Below are 16,470 nucleotides of genomic sequence, written 5' to 3'. Positions count from 1 at the left end.
GACTACTCTTCGTCGTCTTCGTAGGTTGGCGGCCAGTCGTCGAGGATGCCGGGGTAGCTGGGCCAGTCTTCGCCCCAGTCGCCGGGGTGGACGACGGGGTAGTCGGGCATGGCGGGGTAGGCTTCGCCTGGATGGCCGGGCGGCAGATGGTCGGGGGCGGAGTAGCCTTCGGGGACGTGGTAGGGATGGTCGGGTGGTAGTCGCGGCCACGTGTGGATCGGTGGGTAGCACTCGATCACGGTAGGGGTCTCGGGACGCGGCGGCCAGTCGTAGTCGTCGGGCCACCAGTCGGGACGTGGGCCGGGATCGGGCGTGCCGGGCGGGTAATCGTCAGGCCAGACTGGCGGCGGTGGGTCCGGCGGGATCGGTAGCGGGATGCCAATGACCGGTGGCTCCGGTGCATACGGTGGTTCGCTATCGGGCGGATCGAATGGCGGGACGAACGGGTAAGGCGGCATGGGTGGTCGGTACGGGCCTGGCGTGCTCATTGCGGTGAACTCCGTTTCAAAGGATCAGGGTGGACGAACGCGGTGCGTTTGCTGGGGCAAAGGCCGCACTGCGGGATGGACTTGGTGGCGAGGAACGTTTGCAGTTCTTCGTCGGTGCAGTCGGGCCGGCAGGCTTGGTAGTCGCGGAATAGTTGCCACTGCGGGACGTCTTGCAGTCGCAGCTTGGCTTGGAGCTTGGCGAAGTAGGCCAACGCGGGACATTTTGCGAGACAACCATCAATGAGCTGCGTGCAGGTCTTCTGCATGCAGACTTTGAATGCGGCGTCCGGCTTGGAATCGAACGGCATCGGCTTGCCGTTCTCGACGCTGTATTGCCGCATCCAACCGCGGTGCGATTGGCGAATCTTGATTTGGATGCCCGCGTGTTTGTCACGCCATCGCCAGACGAGTTGTTTCACTTCCAGAAAGCGTCGATCGTATTCGTCGTGCGTTCCGTGCTGGCTGACTTCGAGCCGGCAGTTCGTGTCAACAAGCACCGCTGGCAACTCGGGGAACCGATGCAGGAAGAATCCATTGGTGACGAGCATCAGGTTGCTGTCGGACCAATGCTGTCTCGCGAGTTGGATGTGCTGGACGACTTGCGGATTCAACAACGGCTCGCCGCCGAGTAATGCGAACCTTCGTGGCTTCAGGCGATGCGACCAGTTGGAATAGTCCGCGTCGGCTTGTTCGACGGTTGGCAGCGAACCGGCGAGGTGATGGTCGCTGTAATGGCTGCACTGTTGGCATGAGAGGTTGCAACCGTGCGCGACGTGGTACTCAAGTGCCGGCAGGTTGAAGCGTCGATCCATCGGCATCCTCCGTGATGCGTAGTCGGAAGCGGCGAGCGTTCACGCCTAGGCGGAGCAAGAAACGGGTCAACACGAGATGCGACGATGCGGTTTCGGCATGGGAAAGTAATCGCGGGTCGAGACGAAACGATTCATGCGACCAATCGCCAGTCACGATCAGGTCTGGATAAACAGCCAGCAGGTTGGCGGCGTGGCGGGGAGTGAAGATCGGACCGATGTCATGTTCGCCCGGCGGTTGCTTGCCCCAGTCGCGGATCAAGGCTTTCGCTTTGGCGTCGCCGGGGAACGGTAACTCCGGCGGGTCGAAGCGTCGCCATCGGCACGCCTTCATGTACGGCTTGCTCTTGCCAATAAAGTGGTAGATGTACGACTGCATCACCGGATTGGCAGCCCACTCGGGATTCTGCTGGACGCTGATGTTGAAATCGCCGGGTAGGAAATTGATGTAGCCGGCGTGATCGTTGAACAATTGATTACTGATCAACGATTCGTCGGTCGCCTGGTCGCTCGCGCCCCAAGACGGAATCAGATGCCGAATGATGCGATCGAACATTGGCTCGTACATCGCGGTTTCGTACAGGTACAAACCACCGTTGGGATGCAACCAAGTAAACGCGGGCTGCAGACCACATCGCGTTGCCCAAATCTCGTGGGCTCGTCGTTGCCAGCCGCCGTCGTCGATTCGGTTCAACGCACACTGACGCTCCGCCACCAAACCGAATTGCTTGGGTCCGACCAACTCGAACGGCGACGGGCAATCGGATCGGATCAGCATGTCGTTATCGAGCTGCAGCACATGGGCGTCACCAAACATCCGCCGCACATGCTTGCAGACAAACATCTTCTGCCAGAACGGATGAACCGGATGCAAGTTGCGGTCGATCCACAACAGTTCTGCACCCCAACGTTCTGCCGCGGCTTCGTAGCTCGCTCGGACATTCTTCGGTGCCCGCCGTGGCGGCAAATCGAGGACCGCGATGACTTTGGTTGGCGTGTTCATTTCCATACGACTCTTTCCAATCCGTGTTTGCGAAGGCTGGCTTTGAGGAACTCCGGCCGCCGGCGCACGTAGCCCGGCGGATCAACGTGTTCATGCTTGAAGGAGTGGTCGATGTCGCATGCGACATTCACACCGGCGAGTTTGCATCGCCAAAAGAAGTCCCAATGTTCTTCGACCTTGAGCGACTCGTCCCAGCCGATCGCTTGAAGGATGTCGCGGTAGGCGACGAAGCAATTGCCGACGTAGTGGCACCATCGAATCGAGCCGCGTCGTTTGTAGTTGCCGTGCGGGATGCGAAGCGTCTTGTTCGCGACGCTCATCATCTTGGGACGTTCTTGTTGGTTGCTCAGTGCCGCCAGCAAGTCGACGTCGTGATGCCGATTTAGCTTGCGGACCAGTTCCGGCAACCGTGTTTCCACCGTCACCAAATGATCGTCGTCGGTGAACACCACGATTGGCGTATCGCCGGCGTCTAGCAATTGGTTTCGGCCAGCCGACAGGCCAATGTCGTAGTCGGTCTCGATCAGCCGATCGACCATCGCCGCTTCACCAGGACAGTTCGTCGAGAACCGCAATTCGGGCTTTCCATCGTCGAGCACGTGGATCAACGGTCGATCCTCGCCATAGCGCCGATGGATGCTGCGGACCAATGCTGCGCAACACTGCGGTCGATGGATCGTCTTGATGCAGAAGGTGACTTGATCACGCACGAACGATACCTCCGCCGGGATAGCGCATTGAATGGAAGCCGTGTTTGCGAAGCCCCATCGAACGGTATTTGGCTCGTTTGCGGAGCCGCCGGTAGTCTTCGGATTCGACGTGGGCGTGTTTGACAAAGCAATCGCCGGCGACGGCGACTTTCAATTCATCGAGCTTGGCACGATAGAAGAACTCCCAGTGCTCAAACGTTTTGATTTCTTCGTCCCACCGCAAGGTTTGGATCGTTTCGGTGCGAGCGAGGAACGCATTGGATGACATGTCGCACCAAGCGACGTAACCGTTGCGTCGGGTCTCGCCGCGATGAATCCAAATCCTTTGACCATTCATCAGCCTGGACAACATCGTCGGCCGGCCACCACTACCTTGGCGGACGCCGAGGATGTCGGTTTCATTTGGATTGAAGCGATCGCAAAGTCGATCAAGGTTAAAATTCTCGGTGATGACGTGGTCATCGTCCAGCAAGAACATGTGCTCGGTTCTCACCGCGTCCACGGCGATGTTTCGTCCAACTCCAACGCCAACATCGACGCGGGCCAACTGGATGACTTGGCACTTTGCGGCGGTCTCCGGGTACGCGGGCAGAAAGCGACGATCGGGATGCCCGTCGTCGACCACGATGATCTTGGGATCGGCGATGTGTTTGCACAGTGACTCGACCAGCCGGTGGCATGACCACGGACGATGGATCGTCTTGATGCAAAATGTGATTTCGGAGAGTTGGACCACAGCTTCACCAAATGTTGAGGATTTGCCGACCGACCCGCATGACGTGTCGGTAGTCTTTCGGTCGGCCCGCGTGCAGCTTGCTTCGCAGCAACACTTTTACCGGTGGCAAGCGTCCGTAACGGGACTGTGTCGAGAGCCAATAAAGCGGTTCAAAGTCCGCGTCGGTGTGCCCGCTCGGCCGGCTGATGATGTCCATGTGCGGCGTGCAATGAATCCGAGCGGACTGGCAGGGCGGATCGGCTTCGGGATGATCGCGGAACAAAATCTCGTGCGGGCCGGCAATCTCGCGCACCGTGTCTTTCCAACCCTCGTTACCCAAGGACGGATCGAGCCATAGATCCGTGTCCGGACTACCGAAGCTGAAGCCATGGACTTGGAGCGCGAACGTTCCAAACAACAGGTATCGTGCTCGAATGCGACCAAGCACTCCGCGAACGTCGGAACTGATCATCGAACAACATCTCCATGATTTTCGGCGACGCCGGTTTCCCACCAACGTTTGAGTAACTCATCCGGCACCGATCCATCGGGCTGGACCAACCGCAGAACCTGGCGATGGTGCGTGATGCGAATGGTTGAGTAGTGGCGGACCTGGGAACGATCCCGACAGTTCCATTCGGCTGGCAAAACAAAAGATGGCACAGCGTGGTGAAGCAATGCTTTGGTCAGCAAGATTTCATCGTTGCCGCCTTGGTAGTACCGCCGCCAATGAGCGAGAGCATCGAGAACACGCCGGCACTTCTTCAGCATCACGACGCCGGAGTTCATGGACGGCACGCCGCAGATGCGGACTTTGTCACAGCGACGTGAAACGCCATGAACGTAGATTGCCTCGTAGCCGAACCGGTCGGTCAACAAGCCAGCGGGCTCGATCGCAGATGGGCTGAGCACCACGGTGTCGGCGTCGAGATAGACGGTTCGATCAAACGGCAGCCAAGGAATGAACCGTGGCTTGACGTGATAGCCGCCAGTGGCTGACACCTCGAAACGGTACTCGACCATCGGGCAGGCTTCGGCCGGTTGGTTAGTGAACAACGCGACTGGGACGTTGGGGCAATGGTGGCGAAGAGATGCAATCGAGCGGCGAAGTTGCCACAGAGACTTGCCGCCGATTGCGATGTACATCACGCCGAGGTCTTCGGTTGGCCTTGGGTGCTCGTTCATCCGTGCTTGCGTAGTTCCGGATTAACGTGGTCGATGGCGGACGCGATCTCTTCTTCGGTTGGTTCGATGCCGAGGAACTCGATCAGGTTTTTGATAACTTCTTCGGGGTACGTCACCAACTCGGCGAACTCGATTCGGAAGACGGGAACGTCGGGGTGTGACTTGATGAAGTCGTCGCGATGCTGGAGAAGACTTCGCTGCAGCGTTTCGCACTGTTCGTCTGTCGCAGCGAACCATTGCCCACGGTGCTTTTCGCTGCGTGATTGCAAGCTACGGATCGAGGCTTCGATGTCTCGTTCGACGCTGACGATTCGCAGGGAGTCACCGAGGCCAGCGTGCAAATGCTCAACGAAGCGACACAGGTGCGGGTACTTGGCTCCGGCGACGGTTTTGTCTCGGTTGGCTTCGGCTTTGCGGGTGACGATCCAAGACTTGAGTTGCTGGGTGAGTTGAGCATCGGACATCGTGGGATCGACGGCGGGGAAACGCATCGCTTTCTCGCAGAGTTGAGCGAGTCCGACGGCTTCGCCTCCGCCGGTCGTTTCGTAGCCACCGAGCTGGTTGCCCATGTGGGCACCGAGATGGTGCATCACCATCGCGACGCAGGACGTACCGGCGCGGTGTGGTCCAAGGACCGCGAAGAACGGAGCGTCGGAGTGATCGGCGTTCTTGGCGTCGTTAAAGAACCGCGTTTGACTCCACTTGCGACCGCAGATGTTCGATTTTGTTGGTAGTTGGCCGACGAGCCAGCGGTCGGGTGTGTAAACGGCGATGGATTCTTTGTCGACGTTCTTGCCTTGCACCAACGCTTGGTAGCGACGTTGGGCCAGGCGACCGAGGTGGTGGTCGATGTGGTGTTTGGTGTGCCAATCATTCCAGTGAAGGTGACGGTACAACGCTTTCATGTTGTCGCGCCCGCGAACCATGAACGCGTGCGTCCGGTTCACGTTGTACGGTCGATAGACTCGCTCGCTGACTTTGTGCGGCGGATGCTTGCCGGCGTAAAGATGCTGGCCACCGAGATAGGCGAGTCCCCAGTCGGCGGGAAGTTCGTTGACGTACTCTTGCAGACGATCTTGGAAATCTTCAGCGAAGCCAGCGTCGTCCTCGAACACGACGTACGAGTCGATGCCCTCGAGCAAACACTTTTCCAGAATGAGGCAATGCGAACGGTAGCAGCCCCACGCGCCGTTGCCTGCTCGCCATTGCGGAGGCGTTGCGATGTGACGACCGTCGACGGCGGCGAAGCGTTCGGGTTGCGGGAATGGCCAAGGCTGCGGCAGTTGCTTCATCCAATCTCGCAAGCGATCGCAGCGACGATCCAGGTTCATCAGGAAGCAACGTTCGACGATCTTACTGTCGGTAGCGATCATCGTCGTCATCCGGCTCGGGTGCTCCGTCGGGGAACTTGCGTTGGAACTTTCGGATCGCTGTGTTGACAAGTGATTTCGCGATGACGCGGGTGAACCTTCCATGGGGCATGCCTCTTAGCTGGGCTTCTTCGAGTAACCATTCCGTGATTGTGTCGACGTTGCGAAGGCACCCTTCGACGCCCCAATCATTCATCGTGTCGACGCGAGTTTCACAGTTGCACGTTTCGCTCGGCTTGGCGAACCACGCCAGCATCTTTTTGAGTTCGTTTCCGGGGCCAGGCCGATAGTCCGCGATCTTCAGCGTCGCCGGCAACTCGTCGCGGTCGGGCATGTAGTTGGCGAGCATCGCAGACAGTTCGCCGACGTCGCCTTTACGCCTTCGCTTGTTGACCAGTGCCATGCCGATTGTGACGACGTTGATCGCTCGTGGATTTGTTTCGTTTTGGCAAGCGTTGCAGGCGGCGGGCGATGTCCGAACCTTGCATCCCGCCATCCCGGCGGAAACTTCGCATTGGTTGTCGGGAGTGAGATGCGGGCAGTGGATCATGACAACACGGATTCCGAAGAACGGATACACTCACAACCGTACGAGCAACAAGCACCAAGATGATTGACTATGAAGACTCTGAGACCATTCGTTGGCTGCGCTGACTTCGCAGTGTCAAAATCCTTCTATTCGGCCATGGGATTTGAGGAGGTTGTCATCTCACCGGACATATCGTTGTTCCAGATACCAGGCGGGTTGGCTTTCTACTTGCAGGATGCTTACGTGAAAGATTGGGTCGACAACACGATGTTATTCCTGGAAGTCGATGACTTGGACAAACATCACGCGGACACAATGGGTTTGAACCTTCCTTCTCAATTCAAAGGTGTTCGCGTCAGCGGGATCCGGACAGAAGATTGGGGCCGCGAGTATTTCATTCACGATCCGTCCGGCGTACTTTGGCATGTCGGCACGTTTGTCTAGTGCCGGGTGCAATCAGGGCTAGGCAGAAACGGTGACCACTTCGCCGTCATAGGAACCGCTGCTGGACGGAGGATCGCCGGCGTCCTCACAGTCGCTGCCTTGCAATTCCCAGCCGCACGACCAGATCCAGGTGCTTTCGCAAGCGTCGCTGGACCCGTCACTACTCTCTTCGCCATCGGATTCATCACCGCCCGAGTCTTCGCCTTCAGAGTCGTCCCCGCCTGAATCATCGTCGCCCGAATCACCTCCGGAGTCTTCGCCTCCCGAGTCATCGACGCTTTCGTCGGTTGACTCGTTATTGCTGCCCGAGCCGCTTCCACCACCAGATTCACCGTCAGACGTGTCGCCAGAATCATCTTCGGAATCGTCGTCGGACGCGTTGCTGACTTCGGACGCGGAGTCTTCAGATTCGTCGCTGCCGCTGTCGCCGGATGAATCGCTGTCGCCACCGCCGGAATCTTCGTCCGACTCTTCGCTGGTGTCCGATCCTGAATCGTTGGAAGCTTCGCTGACGGATGCGTCCGACCCTGAGCCGTCTGATGCCGAACCATTTGACCCCGAATCATCACTGTCGGACTCTGATCCATCTGAAACGCTCGCGGATGTTGAAGCGCTCGCGTGCGAACCTGAACCACTTTCGGATCCGCTCTCCCAAGGCGGCGATCCGCTTTGATTGCTTCTCGAGTCGGAACTGTCATCGACCGATGTCTCGCTATCGGACTCGCTATCGGACTCGCTAGCCGATTCACTGATGGATTCAGATGTCGACGTTGATTCGGAGCCAGACTCGGATTCCGATACAGACGTTGATGAAACAGAGTCGGGCGATCCGGAGTCGCTGTTGTCACTTGTCGACAGCGAGTCATCGGACGCTGTCGAATGTGAATTGCTGTCGCTTTCGCTCTCGGATGCACTTTGAGAATCACTTTCGGATTCGCTTGAATCCGAAACGGAATCAGATGAATCGCTGGCCGACCTACTCGATGCCGACTCCGACACTGATTGCGACGACTCCGAACTGCCGCCGGACGAGTCGCTCGCGGACGATGAACTACTGGAGTTTGTGACGACCGAGTGCGACACATACGACGATCCTGAATGGTCGCTGGTTGATTCGGAATCGCTGGAGGCGGAACCCGATGTTGATTCTGAAGCTGACGAGGAACCCGAATCGCTGCCACTGGACGATGGTGTGCTGGATGAATCCGCGCTGGTGCTGGAGGATTCGCTTTCGCTTGATGAACCGCTATCGCTGGATGAACTGCTGCTCGATGAATCCGTGACCGTTGAATAGGAACTGGAACTTGGTGGCGCAGACGAGGATGATTCGGACGGCGTGCTGCTGGATGAATCCGAGACGCTGGAGGATTTGCTGGATGAAGAATCCGAAACGCTTGATGACTTGCTCGACGATGAATCGCTGACCGAGGATGAACTCGGTGATGATGACTGGCTGCTAGAAGACGACGAGGGCGAAGTAGACGAGCTGCTCGAGGATGGGATGGAAGACGAGCTTGGGTGCGAGCTGCTCGAGGGTGACGAAGAACTGGGCGACGATGAGCTTGAGCTTGGTGATGATGACGATGAACTCGAGGGCGTGCTGCTGGAACTGGACGACGAGAGGCTCGAACTCGAACTGCTGATCGACGAGATGCTCGATGAACTGTTGCTCGGTGATGAGCTGCTGCTACTCGATGACGGGCTGCTCGAGGACGATGAAGATGGTTTGCTCGATGAGGAAGACGATGAGCTTGATGAAGACGAGACGCTCGAATGCGAACTGCTTGACGAAGATGATGAGCTGGATGAGCTGCTGCCGTCGCAACACCGGCATCCAATCGTCACATAGCTGCCGGTGTCCTCGTGGAAGTGGCAGATGATTTGTTGCGACGCCAGCAGCGCGTAGTCGCAGACGTTGTAAACCGAGACGCGGACGCCGAGCGGTCGCCAACGTGCTCCGTCGAAACGCAACTCACGCGCGGTGCCCCATGATTTAGCCTTGAGCCGTTTGGTTGGTTTGCAAAGAAGCGTTTGCTTGGGCGGGTCGATGACCCAAGACCGGTGACCATCAAAGTTGACGACGAGATATTGGTCTTCGCCGCTGCCTTCGATCGGACCGCGGATTCGCTGAGCCGAATGATTGCGAGCGGTGATGCGGACCACGCCACCGGCGGGATCGTCTACGGGCTTAATCTCGCCGTCTCTGTCCAACTCGAACAGGTCGCAATCGGCGCTGCCGGTTCGCATCCCAAGCCGAGCCGCGATTCCGCCGGACGGGACTTTGACGAGGTAAACCGGATCGGCAGGCCGGCCGACACGAACGACGGCCCATTGCCGGCCAATCTTTGACGGATCTTTACGCCACAGGACTTGGGCTGATCCGTCGGGCTTCGACTGCAATATGTCGCCACCGGATTCCGCGACGTCGGCGAAGCGATGCCACGTTTTGGTGACATCGACTTGGGCCGCGACGACTCCGTCAAAGACGACTCGGCCGACTTCACCATCGCGGATTGGTTCAATCGCGACGCCGATTCGGCCCGTGTGTTCGTCTTCGGTTGGGCGAACCGTTTCGATGGTCGCGTCACGGACGAAGCGGGCTAGTTCAACTGGGCCGGCTTCGGGATCCGTGATGGGCGAATCGAAACCAGCGATGCCGCCGATCGGAACGACGGCACCCGACGTGTTGTGAACGCGAACCGTCGATGCGTTTCGCAGGTGCGTTCGCGGACCACCGCCGCCGGGCAGACGGTTGCGATGTGACGCCTCGGCCGCCGCCAGCAGCCGGTTGTATTCGACCGCGGTGATGTTGAGACTGTCGCCGGGTCGAACACGTCTTGCCACCTACGAAAGTCCTAGAGCTGCGAAATTTCCATCGGGATAAACCTGTTCGACATAGGCCGCCGCCGGCGTTTGTAAGACTCGGTCGCCGACGACCTCTTCATCATGCTTCACCCACAAGTAATCCCACCCTCGTTTGCTGACGCTGCCAATGTTGCCGAGTTGCAATGCGGGCTGATTGGGGCGAGCGGCGAAGTGGTAGGTGATGTCGACCCAGTTGTTGTCGTCCTCGCCTCCTTCGCCACCGAGGAACAACGCTTCGCCCGGACCGAAGATCGACCATGCTGCGAAGTTTGTTCGGCCTGTCATGGAGACGACGGCCAATAGATACGAGGTCGAAACGAACTCAAACTTTCTGCGGACCGAGAACTCGAACGCCGGCACCGTGACGTCGACGCCGGAGACACCCGAATCACTCACGCCGATCGCGCCGCGGTAGTCCGGGGCGGACTTACCGGGCGCGGCGTAGATACCTCGCGTCAGCAAACTCTGGTTGATGTGTGTGGTCGCTCCGGTGGTGTTGAAGGAGACCGGATCGAGCTTGGTTTCGTTGAGCGTGACGCTAACCAACGCGTGCTTGGCGTTGATGAATTCCGAATCGACTTGCAGGAACGGAATCAGGTCGGGGAAGTTGTCTTCGTAGTACGAGCGGGCGGCACTCGCGGCGGCCGGCGGACTGACGTTTCCACCGTTGGTTGCGACGTAGGCGGTGAAGTCAGAGTTCGTTTTGCCACGTGACGCTTTCTCCGACAACGCAGCAACGTCGAAGTTGTAGCCTCCGTATGAAAAGCTCATCAGCTGAACACCAGCCCGCCGCCGGTGGATCGTTCGGCGAGCTTGCGAGTGTTGTTGGCGGTCTCGACGATCGCTCGTTGAACGTCTTCGCTAAGGCCCAGGCCAGATCGTTCGCCGGATTCGCTAAGGTTGCCGGATCCACCAGCGAGGAGTTCGTTGGACTTCATCAAGTGTTGACCGATGGCGACGAGGCGATCGTTGATTTGCTGCAGGCCTGAGTCAGCGATGGCTTCAGCACCAGGTTTTTGCTGAGCAATCGCATCGTCGGGTTGATCGTCGATGGCCAGCTTCGGTGCGACGATGACTTCAGGTTCTTCGTCGAGCGGTTCAGGTTTCAACTTCTCAGCGGGAGCATCAAGACCGATCGGTTCCAGCTTGCGGGCACCGCTGCCGATGTTCAGTCCGCGTGAATCGAACTTGCCAGTGACGGATTCGCTGGATTGTTCGCCAACATCGGTGCCTGCAAAATTGTCGATCGAGGCTTGGGCGTCGCGATCGAGTTCCAACGCGACTGAATCGTCATCGAGTTCTGCGGGCGGCAGTTTGAGTTTGCCTTCGTTGCCAGCTTGATCGGTGATCGCGGTGGCCTTGGCTTCCATCGCCGCGATGCCGGCCTTGAGTTTGTCGAGACGCTCATTGCCGGCGGCATCTTCACCAGTTAGTGCCGCGTCGGTCTGAGCGGCTTCGAGTGACGCTTTGGCTTCGGCGATGGCCGCGGCCAGGTCGTCGGAGATCTTTGGCGATGTGGTTTCGGTGTCTGTCGCTTGCTCGTCACCTTCAGGTTTCAGTGCGTTGGCTTTGTCGACGGCAGCTTGGAAGTCTGCTTCGGCCTCGGCAACTTTGGTTTGACGATCGGCTTCCGCGAGCGACCGTTCCGCTCGTTTGGCGGCAGCGTCGGCTTTCGCTTGACGTCGCATTTCGTCGAGTGTGTCGCGGACGCCGGCCGTGAACTCCTCGGTGTCAGCGGTGCGTTGCTCGTTGGCTTTCGCGTTGGCATCGAACTGACGATCGCGCTCGGCGTCGACAGCGTTGTTTTGCTGGTCGGTTTCAGCGTCGATCGCGGCGAGGTCGGCGTCGAGGTCTTGGCCTTCGCGGGACTTCTTGCGTTGGTCGAGTTGACGTTGCAGGTCTTCCTGCATCGCCTTGCGGTTGGCTTCGATCTCGGACTTGCGTTTGCGGCGACGTTCGGCGCGGCCGGCGATCGCGGTTTGGCGTTTGCGTTGTTCTTCCGCGTTGTTGGCGTTGGTTTCGTTGTCGATTCGCCGCACTTCGGCTTCGACGTTGATGTCGTCGTCGAAGAGTGATTTCAACTTCACCCAGGCCTTGCGGAGGAACCCGACCGTGCTGTTCCACATCTTGCGGACTTCGCCGACGAACACCGCCCAGGAATCCGCGAGGTAGTCGATCGTTTCCACCCAGGCTCCTTCGACGCCGGCCAGAGCGTTGACCAGCACGCCGCCGATTTGGATCGCAACGTCGCCGGCGATGTCGACCAGTTCGTGAAGTTTCAGGAAACCTTTCTTCAGAAACCCGACTGTGTTGTTCCAACCTTTCTGGACGGCGGACGTGAGGATTGTCCAACCGTCGGCGAGATAGGCGACCGTGCTGTTCCAGATCGCTCGCAAGCCGCCGAAACCTTGCATGAGTTGATCGGCCAGTTTGTAGACTGCGTCGCCCCAAGCGTCGGACAGGTAAGCGGTGAAGCGTGACCACATGCCCGACAGCCAGGTCGTGCCCTTGGTCCATTGCAGTTTGATGTAGGACCACAGCACATCAACGGCCGCGTTGATGTCGCCGGCTCGCAGGGCGTTGGCGATTGCACCGAATGCGGCCAGCGTGTGGGCCTTCAGGTTTTGGAACGCTCCTTTGAGGAAGTCGATCGAACTGCCGATGGCTCCCGACGTGTAAAGGAAGTAGGCACCGAGAGCGACGACGCCGGCGACAACCAAACCCAGTGGCGAGAACAACAAAGCCATCGCACCGGCCGCGGCACTGATCGCGCCGGTCAGCAAGCCGAACGCACCTGACAGACCGGCGGTGACCGCGGCATAGACACCGGCAAGTGCGATGTTGATCTTCTTGACCGCGGCCAAACCGATGAAAACCGCTTTGATGCCTGTGCCAACGGCTTTCAACACTGCCCAAGTTGCCGCGAGCGTTTTCGAGGCGACGGACAATCCGATCGTGATGCCTTTGAGTGCGAGCATCGCGGCACCGACACCGGTGGCAGCGACCTTCATCGCGGCGAAACCGGCGACGGCGGTTAGGATCGCGGTGCGGTTTTCGCTCGCCCACGCCAATGTGCTGCGAAGCAAGCTGCCGACCGCCGACAATAATCCGCCGGCGAAACCATCGAGGCTCGATGACAGTTGATCCCAAGCGTCAGCGAGCGCCGCGACGCCTTGTTTCCATAAGCCACGCAGGTAGGCCCACATGACTTTGGCCGCGCCGGTGATGTCACCCGATGCAAGCGATGCCGCGATGGCTTTGAAGGCGGCTTGCGAATCGACCGCGATTTGAGCGAATGCGGTTTTGAAGAACGCGGACACTCGGGCGAGCAGGCCAGATGTCTTGGCAAGATAGATGCCAAGTCCCGCGACACCGGCGACGACTAAGCCGATGGGGGATAGCAGTGCGGCGACGGCTGTTCCCGCCATGCCAATCACATTGCCAATCGCGGAGAAGATGCCGAGCAACCCGCCAACGGCAACGGATGCCGCTGCGGCGGCCGACCCGATCGTCAGCAACGCGGCACCGGCGGCGACGACGCTCGCTGCGACCAACGCGGCGACTTGGACGGCACGTTTGTTTTCGCCGATCCAATCGGTGATCGCGGATGCAGCGAACGAGAGGTTTTCCGTCAAACGTTGGATTGGCTTTTCGAGGGCTTCTCCGATCGCGATGCGAACCGCTTCAAAGGAACTGGCGAGAACTCGGAACGCTCCGCCGAGACCGGATTCCATTTTGTCGGCTGTCTTCTTCGCGATGCCGCCGGCACCTTCCAGTTCACCGAGCAACTCGCGAGTGTCCGTGACCGTTTTACCGATTGCGGATGCTGCGGTGATGCCGAGCATCCCGAAGACTTCGTTGAACTTGGCGGCGCGGTCGGATGATCCTAGGTCTTTGGTAGCCTGAGCGACTTCGCCCAACACAACGACCAGCGGTCGAGCGTTGCCGGCCGCGTCTTTGGTCGCGACACCGAATACCTTTTGAAACTTCTCGGACTCGGCGGCCGACAATGTCAGCAATCGTTTCAGTGCGTTACCGGCCGATGAGCCTTGGATGCCGACGTTACCGAGCGTCCCAAGGATCGCGAGCGTTTCTTCGAGGCTCATGTTGGCGTCGGCTGCGACTGGCCCAGCGTATTTCAACGCTTCGCCGAGCGACTCAACGCTATTGAAGCTCTTGTTGGCCGCGGCGGTCAGTCCGTCGGCGACTCGCGAGGCATCACCGGCTTCCATGTTGAATTGACGAATTGCGGCTGCGAAGATGCCCGATGCGAGCGTTGCATCGGTGCCGGTCGCGCGGGCCAGGTTCATGACGCTGCCGGTCATGTCCTCAATCTGTTTGGAGTCGAAACCGGCACGCCCAAGTTCGGTCATCAGGTTGGCGACTTCGACGGCGGAGAAACTGGTGGTCGCTCCGAGTTGCTTGGCTTTGGCGTTCAAACGATCGAACGCGGCACCGGTCGCTCCGGTGATTGCACCGACTTGGCGGATCGCATCGTCGTACTCAGCGAACTTGCGAATGCCATCGCCGAGCGGCGCGGCCATCGCAACACCCAGGCCGGTCAGCTTTGCACCCATCATCGACGTCGATGATGCGAACGAGGACAATTGTTTCTGTGCCGAACGCAGGCCCTTAACCAACGCTGAGTTCTTCAGCGTCAATTCGACGAAAGCGGCTCCGGCACGGACTTGGGACATGGGGAAGCGGTTAGCCTTTAGCTGTTAGCGATTAGCTTTGGTGAACTTGGCACCGAGAAGCGAGGCGACTTGTTCGACACTCGCCTTTGCGGGCACGGTCCGTGTCGTGACGCAGGGATTGAAATCGTCGGGTTTGAATGGTTTGCGGCGGCGTTTGCGATCGCGATTGACTTCGGCGGTGATCCACACGAGCGTGCTGGCGAGTTGCCAATCGTGTTTACGCTTGGCGTCGATCATCCAGACCATCTGCCGCAGCGTTAACGGTCCGGGGTCGACGCCGAGGATGCCGGCGAGGTGACAGATTTCGCGTTCAAGCCGGGCACCTCCAGGTTCGCTTCCAGTTCCGCCACCATCTTGTCCGCCAGGGTCGGATCGTCCAGCTTGCGATGCAGCATCTCCATCCCGCGTGCCGTCACCTCGCGTTGATGCGTCACCGCTTTGCTCAGCAGACGGCGTTGGTCCTCCGGGAGGAAATCCAACAACGCTTCGACGAGTGCGTTGCGAGCTTCGGTCAGGCAATTGCCCGACAATCCAGACTCGAACACTTCTTGATCGACGGTGTCCTTGTCGGCTTGCGGCTTGCAGACTGCGAACAGGACTTCACCGAGCAACAGGAAGTCCTGCGTCATCTGTGGGATCAAATCACCATCGACCGCGTCAAGCAAGCGAACACCGGTGAGGGTTTTGACTCGGCGAAGCGTGGTGTTGTCGATGTCAACGATCCAAACGCGACCGTGGCGGTCAACGAACTTTTGCATGGGACTTATGTTCTTTGATTACGGTGAAGGGTTCTGAGTTAAAATGACGGAGCTGAGTACACTCGTCGTAGCTGCTGGATTACGTTGAAACGCTTTCGGAACAATAAACATGGAGCCGCTGTCAGATGAGCTTCGGTATCAGTACACGCTCTTGCTCGAGCAGGCGATCATCGTCCTAAGAATGCGGATACGTTACGCAGACTCAGTCACAATGGCTGAGGTACACGATTACCTTGATTCGCTTCACAATATTGGAGCAATGCTTCGTGGGGCTGGCTCTTGGAAAATCCCCGAGAACATCGACGCGGACCTACAGCGATATGATGACAAATGGCTTGGAGCCGAAGATGGTGCAACGAACCGACAAGGCTTGTTCACACTCTTACAACGCATTCGCGATGGTGAATTCGATGGCGACGCGTCTGCTTGATAAAATGGTGTTTGTCTCCCAGCACATTCATCAAGGTCCGCCACCGCCGACATTCATCCCACCACCAGACGATGATTGCGTTGGCTTGAGCGTGACATCAGCCGAGACGACTTCTTCGAGGTTCTGATTGACGTTGAAGTTCATCACTTCGCACGTCAGCGTCAGCGATCCGCCGGCGTCGGAGATACCAACGTCGGTTGGCGTGCCGGATGCCCACAAGCCTTGCAGCATTCCGAACGAGGTGTCGCCGTTCTTGTTGAGAACCGTGAACTCGATGGACGCGTCTTTGAGCGTGCCGACGGTGGCTCGCCAGCCGTTGTTGTCGCGGGTGGATGCGTCGGCTTCGGCCTTTTCGAGACTAACCGTCAGGTCTTTGACGTTTTTGATCTCGGCACCGTCGATGGTCAGGACGGCGTCAAGACCGAGTTTAACTTCAGCGGACATAGGGTTTCGTTTCCATCCGTGGA

Annotated in this window: 21 protein-coding genes; 6 read left to right on the top strand and 15 right to left on the bottom strand. The window is 58.7% G+C overall.

Annotated features, from left to right (window positions below; translation table 11 throughout):
• Positions 1 to 2: 2 nt before the first annotated feature.
• Genes SV7mr_RS14880 through SV7mr_RS14840 form a run of 9 tightly spaced genes read right to left on the bottom strand, consistent with a single transcriptional unit; the run spans position 3 to position 6,830 of the window.
• On the bottom strand, positions 3 to 488 hold the full coding sequence (locus SV7mr_RS14880; RefSeq protein WP_145273676.1) for a hypothetical protein: 486 nt from the start codon (positions 486 to 488) through the stop codon (positions 3 to 5).
• Positions 485 to 1,300, bottom strand: a complete 816-nt coding sequence (locus SV7mr_RS14875; protein WP_419187414.1) for a radical SAM family protein — start codon at positions 1,298 to 1,300, stop codon at positions 485 to 487. Before SV7mr_RS14875 ends, SV7mr_RS14880 begins: the two co-directional genes overlap by 4 nt.
• Positions 1,269 to 2,300, bottom strand: coding sequence for a hypothetical protein (locus tag SV7mr_RS14870; protein ID WP_419187413.1), 1,032 nt, complete (start codon positions 2,298 to 2,300; stop codon positions 1,269 to 1,271). Before SV7mr_RS14870 ends, SV7mr_RS14875 begins: the two co-directional genes overlap by 32 nt.
• On the bottom strand, positions 2,297 to 3,010 hold the full coding sequence (locus SV7mr_RS14865) for a glycosyltransferase family 2 protein (RefSeq protein ID WP_145273668.1): 714 nt from the start codon (positions 3,008 to 3,010) through the stop codon (positions 2,297 to 2,299). Before SV7mr_RS14865 ends, SV7mr_RS14870 begins: the two co-directional genes overlap by 4 nt.
• A complete protein-coding gene (locus SV7mr_RS14860; RefSeq protein ID WP_145273665.1) occupies positions 3,003 to 3,746 on the bottom strand; it encodes a glycosyltransferase family 2 protein in 744 nt (247 codons plus the stop codon). The genes SV7mr_RS14865 and SV7mr_RS14860 overlap by 8 nt, the downstream gene beginning before the upstream one ends.
• 4 nt (positions 3,747 to 3,750) lie before the next feature.
• Positions 3,751 to 4,197: a hypothetical protein gene (locus tag SV7mr_RS14855; protein ID WP_145273663.1), complete on the bottom strand. Its 447-nt coding sequence runs from the start codon at positions 4,195 to 4,197 to the stop codon at positions 3,751 to 3,753.
• Positions 4,194 to 4,910 carry a hypothetical protein gene (locus SV7mr_RS14850; protein ID WP_145273660.1) on the bottom strand — a complete coding sequence of 239 codons (717 nt, stop codon included), beginning with the start codon at positions 4,908 to 4,910 and terminating at the stop codon, positions 4,194 to 4,196. The genes SV7mr_RS14855 and SV7mr_RS14850 overlap by 4 nt, the downstream gene beginning before the upstream one ends.
• On the bottom strand, positions 4,907 to 6,283 hold the full coding sequence (locus SV7mr_RS14845; RefSeq protein ID WP_419187412.1) for a glycosyltransferase family 25 protein: 1,377 nt from the start codon (positions 6,281 to 6,283) through the stop codon (positions 4,907 to 4,909). Before SV7mr_RS14845 ends, SV7mr_RS14850 begins: the two co-directional genes overlap by 4 nt.
• Positions 6,264 to 6,830 carry a hypothetical protein gene (locus SV7mr_RS14840; RefSeq protein WP_145273658.1) on the bottom strand — a complete coding sequence of 189 codons (567 nt, stop codon included), beginning with the start codon at positions 6,828 to 6,830 and terminating at the stop codon, positions 6,264 to 6,266. Before SV7mr_RS14840 ends, SV7mr_RS14845 begins: the two co-directional genes overlap by 20 nt.
• A 69-nt stretch (positions 6,831 to 6,899) precedes the next feature.
• On the opposite strand from SV7mr_RS14840, the gene SV7mr_RS14835 reads away from it, so the two are divergent.
• A complete protein-coding gene (locus SV7mr_RS14835) occupies positions 6,900 to 7,253 on the top strand; it encodes a VOC family protein (RefSeq protein WP_145273655.1) in 354 nt (117 codons plus the stop codon).
• Between the two features lie 18 nt (positions 7,254 to 7,271).
• Here SV7mr_RS14835 and SV7mr_RS14830 read toward each other — a convergent pair whose 3' ends face one another.
• Positions 7,272 to 8,252 carry a hypothetical protein gene (locus SV7mr_RS14830; RefSeq protein ID WP_145273652.1) on the bottom strand — a complete coding sequence of 327 codons (981 nt, stop codon included), beginning with the start codon at positions 8,250 to 8,252 and terminating at the stop codon, positions 7,272 to 7,274.
• A gap of 64 nt (positions 8,253 to 8,316) precedes the next feature.
• Between SV7mr_RS14830 and SV7mr_RS14825 the strand changes: the two genes are divergently transcribed.
• From SV7mr_RS14825 to SV7mr_RS25440, 4 genes are all read left to right on the top strand, one after another.
• Complete coding sequence (locus SV7mr_RS14825; RefSeq protein WP_145273649.1) at positions 8,317 to 8,547, top strand: hypothetical protein; 231 nt, start codon at positions 8,317 to 8,319, stop codon at positions 8,545 to 8,547.
• 42 nt (positions 8,548 to 8,589) lie between these two features.
• Positions 8,590 to 9,102: a hypothetical protein gene (locus SV7mr_RS14820; RefSeq protein ID WP_145273647.1), complete on the top strand. Its 513-nt coding sequence runs from the start codon at positions 8,590 to 8,592 to the stop codon at positions 9,100 to 9,102.
• A gap of 212 nt (positions 9,103 to 9,314) precedes the next feature.
• Positions 9,315 to 9,602 (top strand): hypothetical protein, encoded by a 288-nt coding sequence (locus SV7mr_RS14815; protein WP_145273645.1) that lies wholly within the window; start codon positions 9,315 to 9,317, stop codon positions 9,600 to 9,602.
• Between the two features lie 87 nt (positions 9,603 to 9,689).
• Positions 9,690 to 9,857, top strand: a complete 168-nt coding sequence (locus SV7mr_RS25440; protein ID WP_419187411.1) for a hypothetical protein — start codon at positions 9,690 to 9,692, stop codon at positions 9,855 to 9,857.
• Between the two features lie 240 nt (positions 9,858 to 10,097).
• Here SV7mr_RS25440 and SV7mr_RS14810 read toward each other — a convergent pair whose 3' ends face one another.
• The 4 genes from SV7mr_RS14810 to SV7mr_RS14795 are packed head-to-tail and all read right to left on the bottom strand — an operon-like array spanning position 10,098 to position 15,573.
• A complete protein-coding gene (locus tag SV7mr_RS14810) occupies positions 10,098 to 10,889 on the bottom strand; it encodes a hypothetical protein (RefSeq protein ID WP_145273642.1) in 792 nt (263 codons plus the stop codon).
• On the bottom strand, positions 10,889 to 14,815 hold the full coding sequence (locus SV7mr_RS14805) for a phage tail tape measure protein (RefSeq protein ID WP_145273640.1): 3,927 nt from the start codon (positions 14,813 to 14,815) through the stop codon (positions 10,889 to 10,891). The genes SV7mr_RS14810 and SV7mr_RS14805 overlap by 1 nt, the downstream gene beginning before the upstream one ends.
• Positions 14,816 to 14,839: 24 nt before the next feature.
• Positions 14,840 to 15,052 carry a hypothetical protein gene (locus SV7mr_RS14800; RefSeq protein ID WP_145273638.1) on the bottom strand — a complete coding sequence of 71 codons (213 nt, stop codon included), beginning with the start codon at positions 15,050 to 15,052 and terminating at the stop codon, positions 14,840 to 14,842.
• 20 nt (positions 15,053 to 15,072) lie between these two features.
• Entirely contained in the window at positions 15,073 to 15,573 is a 501-nt protein-coding gene (locus SV7mr_RS14795; protein WP_145273635.1) for a hypothetical protein, read from the bottom strand.
• Between the two features lie 109 nt (positions 15,574 to 15,682).
• On the opposite strand from SV7mr_RS14795, the gene SV7mr_RS14790 reads away from it, so the two are divergent.
• Positions 15,683 to 16,003 (top strand): hypothetical protein, encoded by a 321-nt coding sequence (locus tag SV7mr_RS14790; RefSeq protein ID WP_145273632.1) that lies wholly within the window; start codon positions 15,683 to 15,685, stop codon positions 16,001 to 16,003.
• Positions 16,004 to 16,033: 30 nt separating this feature from the next.
• Here SV7mr_RS14790 and SV7mr_RS14785 read toward each other — a convergent pair whose 3' ends face one another.
• The gene (locus SV7mr_RS14785) at positions 16,034 to 16,447 is read right to left on the bottom strand and encodes a hypothetical protein (RefSeq protein ID WP_145273630.1); all 414 of its coding nucleotides are present in this window, start codon (positions 16,445 to 16,447) and stop codon (positions 16,034 to 16,036) included.
• Positions 16,448 to 16,470 lie beyond the last annotated feature (23 nt).

The sequence above is a fragment of the Stieleria bergensis genome, from assembly GCA_007745635.1.
Classification (GTDB): Bacteria; Planctomycetota; Planctomycetia; order Pirellulales; family Pirellulaceae; genus Stieleria; species Stieleria bergensis.
The sequence above is the reverse complement of the archived record's forward strand: the minus strand, read 5'-3'. Positions and strand labels throughout refer to the sequence as shown.